The sequence below is a fragment of the Stenotrophomonas sp. YJH_SMC_57 genome (genome assembly GCF_059369755.1).
Window position 1 is genome coordinate 125,323 of record NZ_JCAFSZ010000009.1, and the last position, 20,265, is coordinate 145,587.

The window sequence follows — 20,265 nt, forward strand, 5'->3', positions numbered from 1 at the left end:
GGTGACCACACGCTGGGCTCGACTACGGCTGCTGGCACGTCCGCGCCGGCCCGAATCGCTGCCGCAGCGGCTCGACCGCCATCGCATCTATGTGCTGCCTACCCGCTTCGGGGTGTTCGTGGCCACCCTGTTGGCCGCGATGCTGCTGGGTGCGTTGAACTACAACAACAACCCGGCCCTGCTGCTGGCCCTGCTGCTGGCCGCCGCGGCGATCGCCAGTGCCATCGCCGCGCACCTGCAGCTCTCCGGTGTGCAGGTCGATGCGATCTCGGCCGAACCGGTTGCAGCGGGGCAACCACTGCGCCTGCGCGTGGACCTGTCGCTGCGTGATCCGCGTGCGCGGCATGGGCTGCACCTGCAACTGGGTGACAGCGAAGCCTGGACCTCACTGCCGGCACAGGGGCGTGGCGAGGTCGAGCTGGAGGTTCCCAGCGAGCGCCGCGGATGGCTGGAACTGCCACGCATCCGCCTGTCCACCACCCAGCCACTGGGGTTGGTGCGGGCCTGGTCGTGGGTGTGGCCGGAACAGCCGCTGCTGGTCTATCCGTTGGCCGAGGCGCTGGCCCCGGCGTTGCCTGAGAGCGGCAACGATCCCCTGCACACGCGTGCCCATGCCAGTGGCGAAGAACTGCACCAGCTGCGCCCCTATCGCGCGGGCGACGCGCCACGCAGCATTTCATGGAAGCACTCCGCGCGCCGCGACAGCCTGCTGGTACGCGAGTATGAAAAGCCGATCGGCATCGAAGTGATCCTCGACTGGCGCACGCTGGCGCCGCTGGGGCACGAAGCCCGCATCGCGCGATTGGCACGCTGGGTGGATGTGGCCGAGCGCGAGGGCCGGCGCTACACCCTGCTGTTGCCGGCGCATCCTGCGATCGGCCCTGGACAGGGGGCCGGCCACCACCACCTGTGCCTGCGCACGCTGGCGTTGCTGCCGCATGGCTGAGACCCCTGCCATGATCGATCGCAGCGCCCGCAGCTGGACCCTGGCCAGCGCGGCGCTGGCGCTGTTGCCGTTGCTGCTGCAGCTGCCGCCGCTGTTGGCCGGGGTGATCGCAGCCACAGCGGTGGTGACTGCATTCCTCTCATGGCGGAAGGTGCTGCCGATGCCGGTGCGCCTGCTGCTGGTGCTCGGCATGCTCGCCGCCATCGTCTGGCAGATGGGCATGGTGCGCCCCGGGCGCGATACCGGTTGCGCCCTGCTGGCCGCGATGCTGGCGATCAAGTCCAGCGAGCTGCGCAGCCTTCGCGATGCCCGCAGCCTGCTCGGCTTCGCGCTGTTCTCGCCGTTTGCGGCGTTCCTGCTCGACCAGGGCCCGCTGACAACCGTGCTGGCGGCGCTGGCAGGCATCAGCGCGCTGCTGGCCCTGCAACGCCTGGCCCAGGATGAAGGCCATGCAGGCCGAGTCCCGTTGTACGGGCAGTTGCGCGGCGTGGGTCGCCTGCTGGCGATCGGGCTGCCGCTGGCCCTGGCCTGCTTCTGGCTGTTCCCGCGCCTGGCGACGCCACTGTGGGGGGTCCCCGAGCGCGCCGTCGGCACCCCGGGGCTGTCCGACAGCATGGAACCGGGCCAGTGGCTGGACCTGATGGCCGACGACACCCCCGCACTGCGCGTGCAGTTCTTCGGTGCCGTACCCGAATCGGCGCAGCGCTACTGGCGTGGGCCGGTGCTGACCGCATTCGATGGACGACGCTGGATGCGCGACCCTGCCAGCGCGCGGCGGCCGCCCGCGGTGGTCGAGGCCGGCACGCAGCGCTGGGACTACCAGATCGATTACGAGCCGACCGACCGTCGCCAGCTGGTCGCGCTGGACCTGCCGGGCCAGGCGCCCGCAGGCAGCACGCTGGATGCGGACATGAGCCTGAGCAGCGACCGAGCGCTGGCCTCGCTCAGCCGCTGGCGGCTGCAATCGGCGCCACCACGGCGCTTCGACAGCACCTTGTCGCCGTATCTGCGGCGCGCGGCGCTGCAGTTGCCCGATGGCTTCAATCCACGCACCGCCACCCTGGCACGCCAATGGCGGCATGACGCAGGCAACGATGACGCGGCCATCGTCCGCCGCGCGCTGCAATGGATCACCACCGATTTCTCCTACACGCTGGAAACGCCGCAGGCCGGGCGTGACCCGGTCGACGAGTTCCTGTTCGGCTACAAGGCCGGCTTCTGCGAGCACTTCAGTTCCGCGTTTGTGGTGCTGATGCGCAATGCCGGCATTCCAGCACGGGTGGTCACCGGATTTGCCGGCGGCACCCGCAATCGCCTTGGCGATTACTGGGTCGTGCGACGGATGGATGCCCATGCGTGGGCCGAGGTATGGCTGCCGCAGCGCGGCTGGGTGCGGGTCGATCCCACCGCTGCGGTGGCGCCCGAACGCATCCTCGATACCCTCGATGACCGCCTGCAGGCTGGCACCGACAACCCGATGCAGCAGCGCTTGCTGGAGCTGGGGCAGATGGGCGACTGGCTGCGCCGCGGCTGGAACGATCTGGTGCTGTCCTTCGACGCACGCCGCCAGCAGCAGCTGCTCAAGCCGTTCGGGCTGGACGAGCTGGGCCCTGGTCAGCTGGCCGCCGGCTTCGTGATCGCCGCGTTGCTGGCCTTGGCCTGGATGGCCTGGCTGCTGGCCCGCGGCGAACGCGAACGTGATCCGCTGCTGCGCGCCTGGCACCGGCTGGGGCGACGCTATGCGCGCCTCGGCCTGGCCCGGGAGCCCCATGAAACCGCGCGGGACTGGGCGCATCGGGTACACGCCCGGCGGCCCGACCCTGCCCTCCTCGCACTCAGCCAGCGTTTCGCCGACGCGCGTTACGCTGGAACTTGCACCGACCTCGCTTCATTATTGCGGGACCTGCGCAGGCATCGCCCGACTTCCGGAGCCTCCCCATGAACACCAAGTTCTTCCTCACCGCCGTGGCCACGCTGGCCCTGTCGGCCTGCGCCACGGCTCCCAAGCCGCTGCAGGGACAGTTCAGCCTGGTCTCTCCCCGCGACTCGGTCGCCACCCAGCAGGTCGGCACGCCGGTCCGTTGGGGCGGGCGCATCATCGAAACCAAGCCTGGCCAGGGCGAGACCTGCTTCCAGATGATCTCGCGCCCGCTCAACGCCAGTGGCCGCCCGAACACCACCTCGTCCGACGCCAGCGACGGCCGCTTCATCGCCTGCCGCGCCGGCTTCTACGACCCGGCTGTGTTTGAAGCCGGCCGCGACGTGACCTTCATCGGCAAGATCGACGGTTACCAGAACACCCGCATCGGCGACTACGACTATCGCCTGCCGAAGCTGTCGGCCGACGTGATCTACCTGTGGCCGGAACAGCGCCAGGTCGATGTGGTGCCCTACCCCTATGGTCCGTGGGGCCCGGGTCCGTATGGCCCGTACTGGGGCGGCTACGGCCGTTGGGGCTGGTGGTAATCGCAAGCTGGCATGCATGACGGAAAAGGCCGCCCTCGGGCGGCCTTTTTTCATCCACGCAGAGCGTGGACAGGGGATTCAGCGCCCGGGCGAACCGAAATGGCCCAGCGGTCCACCGGCCAGCAGATGCATGTGGATGTGGAACACGGTCTGCCCGGCATGCTCGCGGCAGTTCATCACGATGCGGTAGCCGTCCTGCGCAAAACCCTCGCCGCGCGCGTACTCGGCCGCGGCCAGTGCCAGCTTGCCGATCAGGTGTGCCTGCGACGGCTGCAGGTCGTCCAGGGTCGGGATGATCTCGTTCTTCGGAATGAACAGCACATGCACCGGCGCCTGCGGCGCGATGTCCTTGAAGCCCAGCACCTCGTCATCCTCGTAGACGATGGTGGCCGGGATCTCGCGACGGATGATCTTGCTGAAAAGGGTTTCGGTGCTCATGGTCGGCCTCGGCGGGGATGTCGTCCGCATTGTAGGCCGGCCGCGCTGGAGCGTGCCCCGCGCATGCTCAATCGCGGAATTCGCTGCGCGTTCCGAACGCGTGCGACAGCGTGCCGCGGTCGACATACTCAAGCTCGCCGCCGAGCGGCAGCCCCTGCGCCAGGCGGCTGGGCTGCACCTTGCGCGCGCGTGCCAGCTGCGCCAGGTAGTGCGCGGTCGCCTCACCTTCGACGGTCGCGCTGGTGGCAATGATCAACTCCTGCACCTCGCCTTCGGCCAGGCGGTTCTCCAGCTGCTCCAGCCCCAGTTCGCGCGGACCGATGCCATCGAGCGGTGACAACCGGCCCTGCAGCACGAAGTAGACCCCACGGAACCCCGTCGCGTTCTCGATGGCCAGGCGGTCGGCCGGCGATTCGACCACGCACAGCTGGCTGCGTTCGCGGCTGCTGTTGGCACAGGTCGGGCACAGCTCGGTTTCGCTGAAGTCGCGGCACTGCGCGCAGTGGCCGATGCGCTCCACCGCCAGCGCCAGGGTCTCGGCCAGGCGCTGGCCACCTTCGCGCTCTCGCTCGAGCAGATGGTAGGCCATGCGCTGCGCGGTCTTCTGGCCAACGCCAGGCAGCACCCGCAGTGCGTCGATCAATTGTTCAAGCAGGGGTGCGGACACGGCGACAGGCTTTGTAGGGTCGAGCCATGCTCGACCGGGGGTTGGAGCAGTCGATGGCACCCGGCAACCGGGTGCCATATCACGCATCAGAACGGCAGCTTCATGCCCGGCGGCAGCTGCATGCCGGCGGTGGCCGACCCCATCTTCGACTTCGACTCGGCATCGATCTTGTTCGAGGCGTCATTGAAGGCGGCCGCGATCAGGTCTTCCAGCATTTCCGGGTCGCTGGCCAGCGACGGGTCGATGCGCACCTTGCGGCACTCCTTGGCGCCGGTCAGGGTCACGCTGACCATGCCGCCACCAGCACTGCCGGTCACTTCGATCTTGGCGATTTCTTCCTGGGCCTTCTGCAGGTTCTCCTGCATCTTCTGGGCCTGCTGCATCAGTTGGGCGATGTTTCCGCGCATGGTGTCTTACTCGTCAAAAGTACGGATGGAATCGGAAACAACCCGCGCGCCGTGCTGTTGGATCAGCACCTGCACTTCCGGGTCGTCCATGAAAACGGCCTCTGCCACCTGCTGCCGCTCGCCACGCTGGCGGTCCGCCCGCTGGTGCAGGGTCTCGGCCGGAACGTGTTCGGTTTCCACGGTCTCGACCACGATCTTCGGCGCCTGGCCAAGGGCCTTCTGCAGCATCTCGCCCAGGGCAGCCAGCGCGCGCTCGGAGCGCAGGTATTCAAATCCGGGCGAAAGGCCCAGTTTCAAGGTCCCGTGCTGGCAACTGATGAACGCCGCGTTGGCCGCCAACTGCCGCGAGGGGCCGCTGAGGCCGCTGTTGGCGACCAGATCCAGCCAGTCCTCGGCACTGGCCAGTTCGCTGACACCTTCCAGCGGCGCGGCGTCGAGCACCATCGCCGGCTCGGCCGGGGCGATGGCGATGCCTTCGGTGCGGAATGGGCGCTCCCGCTCGACAGGTTCCGCATCAGCAGGTACTGCTGCCGGGCTCGGCGGTTCCTGCCAGGGCGCCACCATGGCCGCCTCCGGGCTGGCCATCTCGACCGCCAGCGCCTCGTCGCGCGCCTCGGCCTCATCGGTAGCCCACGGCGGCAGGTCGTCGCTCGCTGCTGGCTCAGCCGGCGGCACCTGCGCTTCCACCTCGGCCTTCATCGGTGGCGGCTGCACGGGCTCTTGCACCGGCACCGGCTCGGGTTCCGGTGTCGGGTCCGGTTCCGGTTGCGGGGCCGGCTCAGGTTCGGGATCGGGTTCGCGCGGCGCGGCCTGCATCGGGGCAGCCACCTGTACCGTCGCGGCCGGGCCTGCCGAAGCGGCGGCAGCGGCCGGCGTCGCCTCGTGGGTCCCGGCGCCGCTGCCACCACCGGCAACGTTGCCTCCTGCTGCACCTTCCACCGACTTCGGTACCGGCGGTACCGCGGCGGCCGGACGGAACGCCAGCATGCGCAGCACCGCCATCTCGAAGCCGGCACGCGGGCTCGGCGCCAGCGGCAGGTCACGACGACCGTTCAAGGCCATCTGGTACCAGAGCTGCACCACTTCAGGGCGCAGGCGCTCGGCAAAGGCGGTGGCATCCAGGCCTTCGGCAACGGCCGCACCCGGCACCAGCTGCTGCACCTGGATACGGTGCAGGCCTTCGGCCAGCGCTTCCAGCACGCCACTCCAGTCCGGCGAGAACTCGGCCAGCGCGGCCACCACCTGCAACAGGCGCGGGCCATCGCCCTCGGCCAGCGCATCCAGCATCGCCGCCACCTGGGTGCGGTCGACCGTGCCCAGCATGGTGCGCACCACGTCCTCGCGCAGCGCGCCACCGGCATAGGCGATCGCCTGGTCCAGCAGCGACAGGCCGTCGCGCAGGCTGCCGTCAGCGGCCTTGGCCAGCTGCACGATCGCGCTGTCGTCGGCCTCGATGTCTTCCGCCGCCAGGATGCGGGTCATCTGGCCCTGGATCTGATCCTCGTCCAGGCGCTTGAGATTGAACTGCAGGCAGCGGCTGAGCACGGTCACCGGCAGCTTCTGCGGGTCGGTGGTGGCCAGCAGGAACTTGACGTGTTCCGGCGGCTCTTCCAGCGTCTTCAGCAGCGCGTTGAACGCCGCCTTGGACAGCATGTGCACTTCGTCGATCAGGTAGACCTTGAACTTGCCGCGCGACGGCATGTACTGCGCGTTCTCGATCACCTCGCGCACGTCATCCACGCCGGTGTTGGACGCGGCGTCGATCTCCAGCAGGTCGATGTAACGGCCGGCGTCGATGTCCAGGCAGGCCGCGCACTGGCCACACGGGTCGGCGCTGGTGCCCTGCTCGCAGTTCAGCGACTTGGCGAAGATGCGCGCGATGGTGGTCTTGCCCACGCCACGCGTACCGGTGAACAGGAACGCATGGTGGACCCGGCCACTGTCCAGCGCATTGCTGAGCGCGCGGACCACGTGTTCCTGGCCCACCAGCTCGGCAAAACGCTTCGGACGCCACTTGCGGGCAAGGACGAGATAGGACATCAGGCCACCGTCTTCCATCGGATGTTCCATTGTGCCATGCCTGTCCAGCCCCCTCGCCCCCGGCACGCCCTTCGCCGGTTCCTGACCAGGGTGCTTGTGAAGTGCCGCGCGGCCCGCTAGAATCTGCGCCCCTGCTGAGGCGTTTGCCGATGGCAGGGATCCGGAGAGGTGTCCGAGTGGTTGAAGGAGCACGCCTGGAAAGTGTGTAAGCGTCTAAACCGCGCTTCGGGGGTTCGAATCCCCCTCTCTCCGCCAGATAAATAAAAAAGGCCGCCCTTCGGGTGGCCTTTTTTATTTATCTGGCGAGGGACGCGAAACGCGCTACGCGCGCTTCGCCCCAAACGTTGCTGCGCAACCTTTGGGCCCCTCCCTTTGCCGGCCTCTCCCCGCCCCTGTCGGGGCAGCCCCTCAACAGAGGGGCTTGTTCCTCCAGACCGACCCGTAGATCCACGCCATGCGTGGATGCTCTTGGTCGCCTTTCACACTCCCGCAGCCCCTCAAACAAAACTGAACGAAACCTGAAAATTCGCTATCGTAGGCGCCTTCATCCAACGCCGCCCGATCGCCCATGAGCTCGACCGACCACGCTCACGCCGCCTGCGAGAACTGCGACACCGCCCTGCATGGCCATTACTGCCATCGCTGCGGGCAATCGGCGCACAACCCGCTCAAGCATGTCGGCCACGCCATCGAGGAAGTGTTCGAATCCTTCTGGCACCTGGATGGGCGCATCTTCCGCACGCTGCGCGACCTCTGGGTGCCCGGCCGCATCGCGCTGAACTACCTCAAGGGCCGCAGGGTGGGGTACGTACAGCCACTGCGGCTGTTCGTCATCCTCACGCTGTTCACCTTCTTCGTCGGCAAGCTGTTCGTGCACGTCGACGATTTCGGTGTGGGCGACGGGCGCGGCTCGGTGTACGCCAAGGCCACCACCGTGGAACAGGTCGAAGCCGCACGCGCACGACAGCTGGCGCTGATCGACCAACAGCAGGCCAGCTCCCCCGCCACCGGCAACGCCGGCTTCGCCATGGCGAAAGCCGCAGTGAATGCCGCCGCCGCACAGCGCAAGGCAGAACTCGATGGCACCGGCACCGTCGTCCCTGCTGAAACCACCACAGGCGGATACGGCACCTTCTTCGATCACACCGTCAACGGCAAACCCTGGGATGCGGACAGCAATCCCGTCGTCCTCGATGGTTGGCCGCAGTTCGCCAACCGATGGCTCAACAAGCGCCTGCAGAACGGCAACACCAACATCAAGCGCATGGGCGGCAAGGCTGACCTCTACATGCAGGCGATCCTCACTGCGCTGCCCGGTGCGTTGTTCTTCCTGATGCCGGTGTTCGCACTGGTACTGCGCATCGCCTACCTCCGGCGACCGATGGGTTATCTCGAGCACCTGGTAGTCGCCCTCTACAGCCACTGCTGGCTGATGATGGTGCTGCTGGCAACGTTCATCGTCGCCGGCATCGGCAACGCCTTCGCATCACCCACGATCGCCACGCTCAGCCAATGGCTGTATGCCCTGCTGTGGCTGGCGGTTCCGGTGTACCTGCTGTGGATGCAGCAGCGCGTGTATGGCGGCAACAAGGCGTTCACCGTACTGCGCTACCTCGCCATCGGCGGCGTGTACCTGTTCCTGGTGACCTTCGTGGTGATGTACGCGGCACTGGCGGGCATTTCGGCCTGAGGGAAAACACGCATGGCGTGCCCCCCCTGAATCCGTGCGTGGCGTGGATCTTCTGCTACTGCCGATCGACTATCGTGGGCGCATGAAACTCCGCCTCTACCGCCCCGCAGATGCCAGCGCCTGCCTGTCGATTTTCGACAGCAACGTACCCACCTACTTCGCGCCGGAAGAGCGCAGCGACTTCGAACGCTTCCTGCGCGAACAGGCCACCGACTGTGTATTCCAGGTCATCGAGCGCGATAGCACCATCGTGGCCTGTGGCGGCCTGTCGCGCCGCGGCGATGGCAGCGCCGGCTTCTGCTGGGGCATGGTCCAGCGCGCGCTGCACCGGCAGGGCATCGGCCGCGAACTGACGCTGGCACGCCTGCGCCAGGCCGAGGCGGACTCGTCGATCACGCACATCACGCTCAGCACCAGCCAGCACACGCAAGGCTTCTATGCCGGCCTCGGCTTCCACGTGACACGGGTGATACCCGATGGCCACGGCGCCGGGATCGACGCCGTGGAGATGGAGCGAAGGGTGTAGCCCTCCGCTCCGCCCCGGATCCACGGTGTGCGTGGATCCGTTGCCGGCCTACTCCCCTCAGAAGCCCACGCGCAGGTTGATCTGCCCGCCGACATCGCGGCGGCCATCGCCGTGCTGGCCCTGCACGAACATCGACAGCTGGCTGTTGCGGCCCAGCCCGACCGCCACGCCGACCTGGCTGACCAGCGCATTGCGTGCCATCACCGCGCTGTAGACGTCGAAGGCATCGCCACCCACCGCGAAGCGGTTGCGGCTGGCCACGTCGGTGTCACCGGAGGCGTGCTGCCACCCCAGGCCGACGGTCAGCTGTGCCGGGAAGCGCTCGCCGCTGCCCACCTCCCAGCGGCCCCGCACGCCCACCGTGCTGACATTGAGCGTGTCCTTGCCGCCTTCCAGCACCAGCGCAGCGCTGCCGCCCTGCTCCGTCGCACGATCGCTGTCGACCCAGTGCCTGGTGAACTGCACGTACGGCTGCAGCTGGGTCCTGCCGTGGGTCCAGGTCCAGCTGCCCTCCACCTGGGCGATGGTCACATCCGAATCCTGGCGGCTGTGCAGGGTCTGGCCCAGCAACGGCACCTCACGGGTGGTGCGCGTGCGGTAATCGCCGCGCGACACGCTGCCGCCCACCGCGAAGCCGTTGTTCCACTCGCCCTGTGCATACAGGCCGAAGGTGGTACCGCGCAGGCGGGCACGCGAGTTGCGATCGTACAGCCGTGTATCCAACCGCTCGCTGCCTGCGGCCGCACCCAGCACCACGTGCTCACCCAGCTGCCAGTCCACGCCGGCCATCACCGCATTGCGGTTGGAACGGATCTCGTCGCCGTTGCCATCGCCATCCTGCTTGAACACCTTGCCGCTGCCGGCCAGCCACGCCGAAGCGCGCTCGCCACGCACGGTGGGCAACTCGCTGCCCAGGCGCTGGCGGATGCCTTCTTCCAGGTAGTTGTCATACAGCAGCACCGCTCGGCTGGCCGCATGCACTTCGCCGGAGAGCTGGTCGAATGCGCTGCGCGCAGTGCCGGCGTCGTACATCAGCAGCGTGTTGTACAGGCCCAGCGCCGGACCGCTCTGCGGCAGGCTGTCCAGCGCCGCAGCCGTGTTGTACTGGTTGCGCGTCTTCGCCACGGTGGTGAACGCTGCGGTCTGCGCCACATCGATCTTCAGGTTGGCGGTGTTCGCGGTGTAGACCGGGGTGATGGTCAGGAAGGCCGACGGCGTGGTCGCCGCGGCGAACTGGCCGCTGACGCCGCCGCCCGCATTGACCACCGTGTACTGCTGGCCCTGCTGGTAGCTGGTGCTCGGCGAAATGGTGTTCACCTGCACGGTGCTGCCGCCCACGTTGGCGCTGCCTCCCACCTGCACCGTGTCACTGCCGGTGGCGCCCAGATCGATACCCAGCGTACTGCCCGGCGACAGGGTCAGGTTGCCACCGATGGTGATGGTACCGACGCCATTGCCGGTGCCACTGCCGTTGCCGGGGCCATTGCCCGGCGACAGCACGCCGCCGCTGGATACGGTCACGCCACCACCGGTACCGCCAATGGTGCCGGTGCCGGACAGTCCGGTACCGCTGCCGATGGTCCACTGGCCACCGATGGTGCCGGTGACATTGAGGCCACCGCCGGTGACCTGGCCGGTGCCGCTGAAGCCACCACTGTTGCCACCGAGGTTCAGGCCGCCCGGGCCGGCCTGCACGATGCTGCCACCGCCACTGATGCTGCCGCCCAGTGTCGTGGTGCCACCGGTATTGATGACCAGGCCGCCGTTGTTGGTGATGTTGCCGGTGATCGATCCGCTGGCGCCGCCATTGCCAACCTGCACAGTGCCACCGGCATTGATGGTGGTGCCACCGGTATAGGTGTTGTTGCCGGTGAGGGTGACGGTACCGCTACCGGCCTGGGTCAGGCCGCCGCTGCCGCTGATGGTTCCGCCGACGGTGGTGTTTCCACTCACGTTGAGCACCAGGCTGCCATTGTTGGTGACGTTGCCGGTGATCGCGCCGCTGGCGCCGCCGTTGCCGACCTGCAGCGTGCCGCCCGCGTTGATGGTGGTCCCGCCGGTATAGGTATTGTTACCGGTCAGGGTCACCGTGCCACTGCCGGCCTGGGTCAGGCCGCCGCTGCCGCTGATCGCCCCGCCGACGGTGGTGTTTCCACCCACGTTGAACACCAGACTACCGTTGTTGGTGACGCTGCCGCCGATCGCTCCGGTGGCGCCGCCATTGCCCACCTGCAGCGTACCACCGGCGTTGATGGTGGTCGGGCCGGTGTAGGTATTGTTGCCGGTCAGGGTCAGCGTGCCGCTGCCCGCCTGGGTCAGGCCACCGCTGCCGCTGATGGTTCCGCCCAGCGTGGTGTTGCCGGCCACGCCGGACACCAGCGAGCCATTGTTGGTGATGTCACCGACGATGGAACCCGTTGCTCCGCCGTTACCCAGCTGCAGCGTGCCACCGGTATTGATGGTGGTGCCGCCGGTGTAGGTATTGGTACCGGTCAGTACCAGCGTGCCGCTGCCCGCCTGGGTCAGGCCACCGCTGCCGCTGATAGTGCCGCCCAGCAGGGTGTTGCCTGCAACGTTGGAGATCAGTGCGCCATTGTTGGTGATATCACCGGTGATCGCACCGCTGGCACCGCCGTTGCCCACCTGCAGCGTACCGCCCGCATTGATGGTGGTGCCGCCGCTGTAGGTGTTGTTGCCGACCAGGGTCAGCACGCCACTGCCGGCCTGGGTCAGGCCGCCACTGCCACTGATCGCACCGCCGACGGTGGTATTGCCCGCCACGTCGAACACCAGGCTGCCGTTGTTGGCGACGTTGCCGGTGATCGCACCGGTCGCACCGCCGTTGCCCACTTGCAGCGTGCCACCGGTATTGATGGTGGTACCGCCGGTGTAGGTGTTGTTGCCGGTCAGGGTCAGCGTGCCGCTGCCGGCCTGGGTCAGGCCGCCACTGCCACTGATGGTGCCGCCCAGCGTGGTGTTGCCGGCGACGTTGGATACCAGTGCGCCGTTGTTGCTGATGTCACCGACGATCGCGCCGGTCGCACCGCCATTGCCGACCTGCAGCGTGCCGCCCGTATTGATGGTGGTGCCGCCGGTGTAGGTGTTGTTGCCGGTCAGCACCAGCGTACCGCTGCCGGCCTGGGTCAGGCCGCCGCTGCCGCTGACCACGCCACCCACGGTTGCGGTGGTGCCGAGGTTGTAGACCAGGCTGCCATTGTTGGTGATGTCACCCAGTACCGACCCGGTGCTGCCGCCATTGCCGATCTGCAGCGTGCTGCCGCCGTTGATGGTGGTGCCACCGGTGTAGGTATTGCTGCCGGTCAGGGTAAGCGTGCCGGTACCGCCCTGCACCAGGCCGCCGGTACCACTGAGCACACCGCCGAACGTAGTGTTGCCATTGTTGCCGCCGGTGCTCAGGGTTGCGCCACCCAGCAGCACGCTGGACCCGGTCACACCCGCCAGGCCGCCGATGCTCTGGTTGCCGCCGGCACTGATATCCAGTGTCCCGGTACCGGCCAGGTTGACCGTGCTGGCACCGGACAGGCTGCCACCGGCCGCCACCGCCAACGTTCCGCTGTTGATGGTGGTGGTGCCGGTATAGGTGCTGGCACCACCGAGGGTGACCGTCGAGGCACCGTCCTTCAGCAGGCCGCCGGCACCACCGATCGCACCATTCAAGGTCAGCGCGTTGCTGCCAGGCAAGGTCAGCGTGCCGCTGGCCAGCTGTATGCCATTGGCCAGGGTCAATGCCGTGGTGCCGTCCAGCGTGGCGTTTCCGCCCACCGTCAGCGTGCCGGTTCCCAGCGCGTTGTTGTTGCCCAGGGCAAGGCCACCGGCGTTGAGCGCCACGCCACCGCTGAAGGTATTGTTGCCGCTCAGCGTCTGCACGCCGGCACCGTTCTTGACCAGGCCGCCGGTACCGGTGATGTCACCAGCGAACGTGGTGTTGCCCACGCCACCGAGTGTCAGCGTGCTGCCACCCAGCGACACCGTGCTGCCGGCCACGCCGGCCAGCGAGCCGATGGACTGCGCGCCCCCTGCACTGATGTCGAAGGCGGTACCGGCATTGGCCAGGGTCACTGCGCCGGTCGCGGCCAGGCTGCCGCCCGCGCCGATCGCCAGCGTGCCGGCATTGATCGTAGTGCCACCGGTGAAGGTGTTGGTGCCGGTCAGGGTCTCGGTGCCGCTGCCTTCCTTGACCAGCCCACCGGTGCCGCCGATCGAACCACTGAACGTGCCGTTGCTGGCATCACCGATCGTCAGCGTATTGGCGCCCAGGTTCACCGTGCCGTTGCCGATCAGGGTGCCGAAGGTCTGCGTGCCATTGCCTGCCGACAGATCGAAGGTCGCGCCCGAAGCCAGGTTGACGATGCCACCGGCGTGCAGGCTCGCGCCTGCGCCCAACGCCAGCGTACCGGCATTGATGAAGGTGCCTCCGGTGTAGCTGTTGGTGCCGTTCAAGGTCAGCGTCGCGGCGCCTTCCTTGGTCAGCGAGCCGGCGCCACTCAGGTTGCCGTTGAAGGTGAGGTTGTTGCTGCCCAGTACGGTCAGCCCGCTGTTGAGGATGAAGTTGTTGGCCAGCGTCACTGCGGTGTTCGAATCGAGCGTGGCATTGCCACCCACCGTTACCGCGCCGGTGCCCAGCGCAGCGTTGTTGCCGAGCACCAGGCCACCGGCATTGAGCGTTACGCCACCACTGAAGGTGCTCGCGCCATTGAGCGTCTGCACGCCGGCACCATTCTTGATCAGGCCACCGTTGCCGCTGATCGCGCCGTTGAAGGTGCTGTCCACCGTGCCGCCCAGGCTCAGCGTGCTGCCACCGAGTGCCACCGTGCTGCCTGCCACGCCGGCCAGCGAACCGATGGTCTGGTTGCCCGCAGAGATATCGAGGGTACCGGTACCTGCCAGGTTCACCGCGCCGGTCGATGCCAGGCTGCCACCAGCACCGATGGCCAGCGTGCCGCTGTTGATGGTGGTGCCTCCGGTGTAGGTATTCGCACCGGTCAGGGTCACGGTCGCCGCACCGTTCTTGATCAGGCCGCCGGTACCGGAAATCACACCGCCCAGCGTCAGCGCGTTGCTGCCCAGAAGATCGAGAGTGACACCCGCTGCGAGCCCAATGTTGTTGCCCAGAGTGACACCCGTCGAAGCGTCCAGCGTCGCGTTGCCGCCGACCGACAACGCGCCACCGCCCAGCGCAGCACCGTTGCCGACCACCAGGCCACCGCCGTTGAGTGCGACGCCACCGCTGAACAGATTTGTGCCGCCCAGGGTCAGGACGCCAGCTCCGTTCTTGACCAGGCCGCCGGTGCCTGAAATCGCACCGTCGAACACGCTGTTGGCCACCCCGCCGAGGATCAGCGACTGCGCGCCCAGGCTCACGTTGGAGCCAGCTACGCCGGCCAGCGAACCAATGGTCTGGTCGGCGCCGGATGTCGAGATGTCGAAGCCGGTCCCCGGTGCAGCAAGCGTCACCGCACCGGTTGCCGCCAGGCTGCCACCCGGGCCGATCGCCAGCGTACCGGCATTGATCAGCGTGCCGCCGGTATAGGTGTTGGTTCCGGTCAGGGTTTCAGTGCCGGCACCGACCTTGGTCAGGCCACCGGTACCGGTGATCGAACCGCTGAAGGTGCCATTGCTCGCCCCACCCACCTCGATCGCATTGGCGCCGAGGTTGATTGTGCCGTTGCCGATCAGGGTGCCGAACTGCTGCGTGCCGTTGCCCGCAGACAGATCCAGCGTGGCGCCGGTGGCGAGGTTGACCGTGCCGGTTGCCGACAGGCTGGCATTGGCGCCCAGCGCCAGCGTACCGGCGTTGATGTTGGTGCCACCGGTGTAAGTGTTGGCGCCGTTCAAGGTCAGCGTCGCGCCGCCCTCCTTGGTCAGGCTGCCCGTACCGGACAGAACGCCATTGAGGGTCAATGCGTGGGTGCCGAGCACGGTCAGCCCGGCATTGAGCGCGATGTTGTTGGCCAGCGTGGCCAGCCCGGTGGTGTCCAGCGTCGACGCACCGCCGACAGTGAGCGTACCGGTACCCAGCGCGGCATCGTTGCCCAGCACCAGGCCACCGGCATTGAGCGTCACGCCGCCACCAAAGGTGTTGGCGCCGGACAGGGTCTGTACGCCCGCACCTACCTTCACCAGGCCGCCGCTGCCACTGATGACGCCACCGAAGGCGGCGTTGCTGGCGGTGCCGAAGGTCAACGAATTACCCCCCAGCGCCAGCGTGGTTCCACCCACGCCATTGAGCGCGCCGATGGTCTGGCTGCCGCCCGCACCGGAGATATCGAAAGCGGCGCCGGCGTTACCCAGAGTGACATCCCCCGCCGCGGCAAGGCTGCCGCCCAGGCCCAGTGCCAGCGTGCCGTCATTGATGGTGGTACCACCGGTATAGGTGTTGGCAGCGGACAGCGTCAGCGTGGTTGCACCGTTCTTGATCAGGCTGCCGTCGCCATCGATCACCCCCGACAATGTCAGCGTGTTGCTGCCCGGCAGGGTCAGCGCAACACCCGAGGCCAGGTTGATCGCATTGCCCAGGCTGACGCCGGCACCTGCATCCAGCGTGGTGCTGGCATTCACCGCCAGCGCGCCACCCCCCAGTGCGCCGTTGGCGCCGACCACCAGCCCACCACCGTTCAAGGTCAGGCCACCGCCGAAGGTATTGGTGTTGTTGAGGGTAAGCAGGCCGGTACCGTTCTTGACCAGGCTGCCGTTGCCCGCCACGACGCCGCCCAGGGTGACGTCATTGCTGCCGCCCAGCGTCAACTGCGTGCCGTTGCCGAAGTTCACTGCATTGGCCAGGTTCACCGCCACCGTGTTGTCCAGCGTGGTGGTGCCTCCGATCGCCAGCGCCCCGGTTCCCAGCGCCCCCGTGTTGCCAAGAACCAGGCCACCGGCATTCAGTGCGACACCGCCGCCGAAGGTATTCGCGCCGGACAGCGTCTGTACGCCGGTGCCGGTCTTGACCAGCCCGCCACTGCCATCGATGACGCCGGCAAAGCTGCCATTGCTGGCGCCGCCGAAGGTGAGTGACTGCGTACCCAGCGCAACCTGGCTGCCGGCCACGCCGTTCAACGCGCCGATGGTCTGGTTGGCGCCCGCCGCGGAGATATCCAGGGTTGCACCCGCACCGGCAAGATCCACGGCGCCGCCTGCGGCGAGGCTGCCGCCGGCACCGAGTGCGAGCGTACCGGCGTTGACCGTGGCTCCGCCCACGAAGGTGTTGGCTCCGGACAGCGTCAGCGTCGAGGCACCGTTCTTGATCAGGCCACCGGTCCCGCCCACCACACCGGTCAGTGTCAGGTTGTTGCTGCCCGGCAGGGTCAGCGTGTTGGCCCCCAGGTTCACTGCATTGGCCAACGTCACCGCAGCGCCGGCATCCAGCGAAACGTTGCCGCCGATGTTCAACGCCCCCGTGCCGAGCGCGCCGTTGGCACCAACCGACAGGCCACCTGCATTCAACGCAAGGCCACCGCTGAAGAGATTGCTGTTGTTCAACGAGAGCACGCCGGTTCCGGTCTTGATCAGGCCGCCGGTGCCCGTGACCAGGCCGCCCAGGGCCGTGTTCTGGTTGCTGGTCAGGCTCAACTGCGCGCCGGCATCGAGATCGATTGCATTGGCCAGGTTCAAGGCCACCGAGCTGTCGAGTGTGGCGTTTGCACCGACCGCAAGCAGTCCGGTTCCAAGCGCGCCGGCATTGCCCAGCATCAGGCCGCCGCCATTGAGCGTCAGGCCACCTGCGAAGGTGTTGGCACCGTTGAGGGTGAGCGTGCTGGCACCGTTCTTGACCAGGCCGCCCGCACCGGACACCACCCCGCCGAGCGTGATCGCCTGCGAACCCGGCAGCGACAACACCGCCCCGCTGCCGAGGGCCACGTTGTTGGCCAGGTTCAGCGCCGCGCTGCCGTCCAGCGACGCGCTGCCTCCCACATTCAACACGCCACTGCCAAGTGCGCCACTGTTGCCGAGCAGCAGGCTGCCGGCGTTGAGCGTCAGGCCACCGCTGAAGGTGTTGGTGCCATTCAAGGTCAGCAGCGAGGCGCCGTTCTTGGTCAGGCTGCCGGTGCCGGTGATGTTGCCGCCCAACGTGAGGTTCTGGCTGCCCGGCAGGGTCAGCGCCGCACCCAGGTTGATGGCGTTGCCGAGGTTCAGTGCGGCCGAGCCATCGAGCGTACCGTTTCCGCTGACGGTCAGCGCGCCACTGCCGATTGCACTGTTGTTGCCCAGCAGCAGGCCGCCCGCGGCCAGGTTCAGGCCACCGCTGAACGTATTGGCGCCGCTCAGCGTCTGCGTGCCGGTTCCCTGCTTGACCAGTCCACCGGTGCCACCGATCACCCCGGCGAACGTCTGGTTGGTGGCATCACCGAAGGTGAGCGTGCTGCCGCCCAGCGTCACAGTGCTGCCGGCAATGCCGGACAAGGCACCGATGGTCTGGTTGCCTCCGGCCGAGATATCCAGGTCCGCGCCGGCACCGGCCAGGCTGACCGCACCACCGGCGGCCAGGCTTCCGCCGCTGCCCACCGCCACCTTGCCCGCGTTGATCGCCAGGCCACCGGTGAAGGTATTCGCACCCCCCAGCGTCAGCGTGGCCGCTCCGTTCTTGACCAGGCTGCCGGTACCACCGATGGCACCGCCCAGGGTCAGCGCATTGCTGCCCAGCACATTCAGCAGCCCGCCCACGCCAAGGTTGATGCCATTGCCCACGCTCAGCGCAGACCCTGCATCCAGCGTCACCGCACCGCCGACGTTCAGGGCGCCGGTTCCGAGCGCAGCGGCATTGCCGAGCACCAGGCCACCGGCAGCAAGTGACAGCCCACCACTGAAGGTGTTGGCGTTGTTGAGGGTCAGGGTGGTCGCACCGTTCTTGACCAGGCTGCCGGTCCCACCGATCACGCCGTTGAACGTAAGTGCCTGGCTGCCGGACAGGTTGAGGATGCTGCCCGCCCCCAGATTGACCGTGTTGCCGAGCGCAAGCGCGCCCGTGGTGCCATCCAGCGTCACGTTGCCGCCGACGCTGAGCGCACCGCTGCCCAGCGCAGCCGCGTTGCCCAGCAGCAGGCCACCGGCATTGAGCGCCACGCCGCCACTGAGGTTGTTGACGCCTGACAGGGTCTGCACGCCGGAGCCGAGCTTGACCAGGCCACCCGTGCCTGCGGCGAAGGTGCCGCTGTAGCTGGTATTGCCCAGCCCGCCGAGCGTGAGCGTGCGGCTGCCAAGGTTGACCGAGCCGCCAAGCCCAGCCAGCGAACCGATGGTCTGGTTGCCCGCTGCAGACAGGTCAAGGCTGGTGCCGATGCCGACCGTGATCGCACCGGTGGGCGACAGGGTGCCACCCGCGCCCAGTGCCAACGCACCTCCGGCCAGGTTGAAATTGCCGGTCAGCGAATTGGCGCCGTTCAAGGTCAGGGTGCCGGCACCGTTCTTGGTCAGATTGCCGGCACCGGAGATCGAGCCGTTCAATGACAACGCATTGCTGCCCAGCAGGTTCAGCGCGCCGCCACCATTGATCACCAGGTTGTTGGCCAGGCTGAAGCCGGCCGTCGTATCCAGCGAGGCGCTGCCACCGACGGTCAGGCTGCCGCTGCCGAGCGCCCCGGCATTGCCCAGCACCAGGCCGCCGGCATTGAGGTTGACGCCACCGCTGAACAGGTTCGCGCCGCCCAGGGTGACGATGCCGGTGTTGTTCACCGTCAGCCCGCCGGTACCGGACAACAGGCCCCCCAGGCCGAAGCCCTGGGCACCAGCCAGGGTCAACCCGCCATTAAGGGTGAAATTGTTGCCCAGCGACAGCCCCGCACCGCTCGCCGCAATCGAACCACCAGTGACGGTGAACAGGCCGGTACCGAATGAGGTGTTGCTGTTGAAGTTCACCACGCCACCGCCGAGGGTGATCGCGCCCGTGCCCGACCACGGTCCCTGCAGGTTCCAGGTGCCGCTGTTGACGGTCAGCTTCTGGAAGCCGATGTAGTTGGTCCAGCCGATGCTCGACGCAGGCCCGTTGTTGCTGGCGTTGTCCTGCAGCACCAGGGTGTTGTTGGCGGCACCGGTGCCGATGCCTGCGTCAACGGTGCCCGCCGCTGCGACCTTCACCCCGGTTACGCCAGCGAGCACGCCGGCAGGTGCGCTGCCGCCACCGGTAACCACGCTGGACCCTGCCACGGCAGTGAAGGTATTGCCGCCGGTGGAATCGCCCAGATGCACACTGCCGGTGATCGTGCCCGCATTGGTGAACGTATTGCCTGTCGAAGCACCGAGGCCGACACGGCCGGTGATGCTGCCACGGTTGGTCACGTTGGCCTGTGCCCCGCCATAGGTCACCACCGACGTCGCATCCGCAAGCTGCCCTACCCCCAGCAGCGACATTCCAATCGCACCATCATTGACCAGCGTGGTGGTCCCACCTGCGGCATTCTGCGCGGTTATCGCCTGGCCGCCGAAGCCCAGCAAAGTACCGATGTTGAAGATGCCCTTGATCTGGCCGCCGGTCTGGTTGTTGACCGTGATCGCGCTGCCACCGGCGGTGTTGTTGCCGACCACCAGGCCGGCCGCGGCCAAGCTGAGCCCACCGGTCAGGAACGGATCGATCGTGCCGGCGTTGTTGACCGTGGTGTTGCTGCCGCTCAACGTCACCGCATTGCCGCCCAACAGCAGAGGCACGCTGAACACCGCGCCGCTGGCGATGTTCAACGTCAGGCCGCTGCTCGGGTTGGCGTAGTTGTTGATGTTGGTGGAGCTGTCGCAGTTGACGATCGTGGTGCCTGTGCACGCTGCGAAGGCCGAACCGCTGGCCAGCGTGGCCACCAGTGCGACCGCCAGCTGATGCGCCCGCAGACGCGGTGGCCGCTTCGCGGTAACCGCACTTCCGCCGGGATTCTGGGCGACCTCCGATGCAACCTGCATTACGCCGAGGGCGCGATTGAAAACCAGACGGTAAATGCGGTTCATCGGTAAATCTCCATGAAAAGACCGGATGGCACTGCGGGCAGGTTTTTTTGAAGACGATGCGGCCCATCCCGGCTCCCGATGCGGGAACAAGGCCTGGCGGCATTAACTTCTGAAAATCTCAAATCTTCACGCGGGCGCGCA

General features: G+C 67.5%; 10 protein-coding genes and 1 tRNA gene. 6 read left to right on the forward strand and 5 right to left on the reverse strand.

What is annotated here, in order from left to right:
* The first annotated feature begins 1 nt into the window (after nucleotide 1).
* From AC5P7U_RS13890 to AC5P7U_RS13900, 3 genes are read left to right on the forward strand one after another with little or no spacing between them, the layout of a single operon-like run.
* Nucleotides 2-946: a DUF58 domain-containing protein gene (locus tag AC5P7U_RS13890; RefSeq protein ID WP_004154635.1), complete on the forward strand. Its 945-nt coding sequence runs from the start codon at nucleotides 2-4 to the stop codon at nucleotides 944-946.
* Nucleotides 939-2,888 carry a transglutaminase TgpA family protein gene (locus AC5P7U_RS13895; protein WP_197563608.1) on the forward strand — a complete coding sequence of 650 codons (1,950 nt, stop codon included), beginning with the start codon at nucleotides 939-941 and terminating at the stop codon, nucleotides 2,886-2,888. Before AC5P7U_RS13890 ends, AC5P7U_RS13895 begins: the two co-directional genes overlap by 8 nt.
* The gene (locus AC5P7U_RS13900; RefSeq protein ID WP_004154632.1) at nucleotides 2,885-3,412 is read left to right on the forward strand and encodes a Slp family lipoprotein; all 528 of its coding nucleotides are present in this window, start codon (nucleotides 2,885-2,887) and stop codon (nucleotides 3,410-3,412) included. The genes AC5P7U_RS13895 and AC5P7U_RS13900 overlap by 4 nt, the downstream gene beginning before the upstream one ends.
* Nucleotides 3,413-3,490: 78 nt before the next feature.
* Here AC5P7U_RS13900 and AC5P7U_RS13905 read toward each other — a convergent pair whose 3' ends face one another.
* The 4 genes from AC5P7U_RS13905 to dnaX all read right to left on the reverse strand — a co-directional run bounded on the left by AC5P7U_RS13905 (nucleotide 3,491) and on the right by dnaX (nucleotide 6,982).
* Nucleotides 3,491-3,850 (reverse strand): histidine triad nucleotide-binding protein, encoded by a 360-nt coding sequence (locus tag AC5P7U_RS13905; RefSeq protein ID WP_004154631.1) that lies wholly within the window; start codon nucleotides 3,848-3,850, stop codon nucleotides 3,491-3,493.
* 67 nt (nucleotides 3,851-3,917) lie between these two features.
* Entirely contained in the window at nucleotides 3,918-4,517 is a 600-nt protein-coding gene (recR, locus tag AC5P7U_RS13910; RefSeq protein WP_008267969.1) for a recombination mediator RecR, read from the reverse strand.
* Nucleotides 4,518-4,603: 86 nt separating this feature from the next.
* Nucleotides 4,604-4,924, reverse strand: coding sequence for a YbaB/EbfC family nucleoid-associated protein (locus tag AC5P7U_RS13915; protein WP_004154630.1), 321 nt, complete (start codon nucleotides 4,922-4,924; stop codon nucleotides 4,604-4,606).
* A 6-nt stretch (nucleotides 4,925-4,930) separates the two neighbouring features.
* The gene (dnaX, locus tag AC5P7U_RS13920) at nucleotides 4,931-6,982 is read right to left on the reverse strand and encodes a DNA polymerase III subunit gamma/tau (RefSeq protein ID WP_414555275.1); all 2,052 of its coding nucleotides are present in this window, start codon (nucleotides 6,980-6,982) and stop codon (nucleotides 4,931-4,933) included.
* 144 nt (nucleotides 6,983-7,126) lie between these two features.
* Here dnaX and AC5P7U_RS13925 point away from each other — a divergent pair.
* From AC5P7U_RS13925 to AC5P7U_RS13935, 3 genes are all read left to right on the forward strand, one after another.
* Nucleotides 7,127-7,219, forward strand: a tRNA-Ser gene (locus AC5P7U_RS13925).
* A 313-nt stretch (nucleotides 7,220-7,532) separates the two neighbouring features.
* Complete coding sequence (locus AC5P7U_RS13930; protein ID WP_414555865.1) at nucleotides 7,533-8,654, forward strand: DUF3667 domain-containing protein; 1,122 nt, start codon at nucleotides 7,533-7,535, stop codon at nucleotides 8,652-8,654.
* An 82-nt stretch (nucleotides 8,655-8,736) separates the two neighbouring features.
* On the forward strand, nucleotides 8,737-9,180 hold the full coding sequence (locus tag AC5P7U_RS13935; RefSeq protein ID WP_197563612.1) for a GNAT family N-acetyltransferase: 444 nt from the start codon (nucleotides 8,737-8,739) through the stop codon (nucleotides 9,178-9,180).
* Nucleotides 9,181-9,237: 57 nt separating this feature from the next.
* Here the strand turns inward: AC5P7U_RS13935 and AC5P7U_RS13940 are convergent, their stop codons facing one another.
* Nucleotides 9,238-20,124: an autotransporter-associated beta strand repeat-containing protein gene (locus AC5P7U_RS13940; RefSeq protein WP_495221211.1), complete on the reverse strand. Its 10,887-nt coding sequence runs from the start codon at nucleotides 20,122-20,124 to the stop codon at nucleotides 9,238-9,240.
* Between the last annotated feature and the right edge of the window lie 141 nt (nucleotides 20,125-20,265).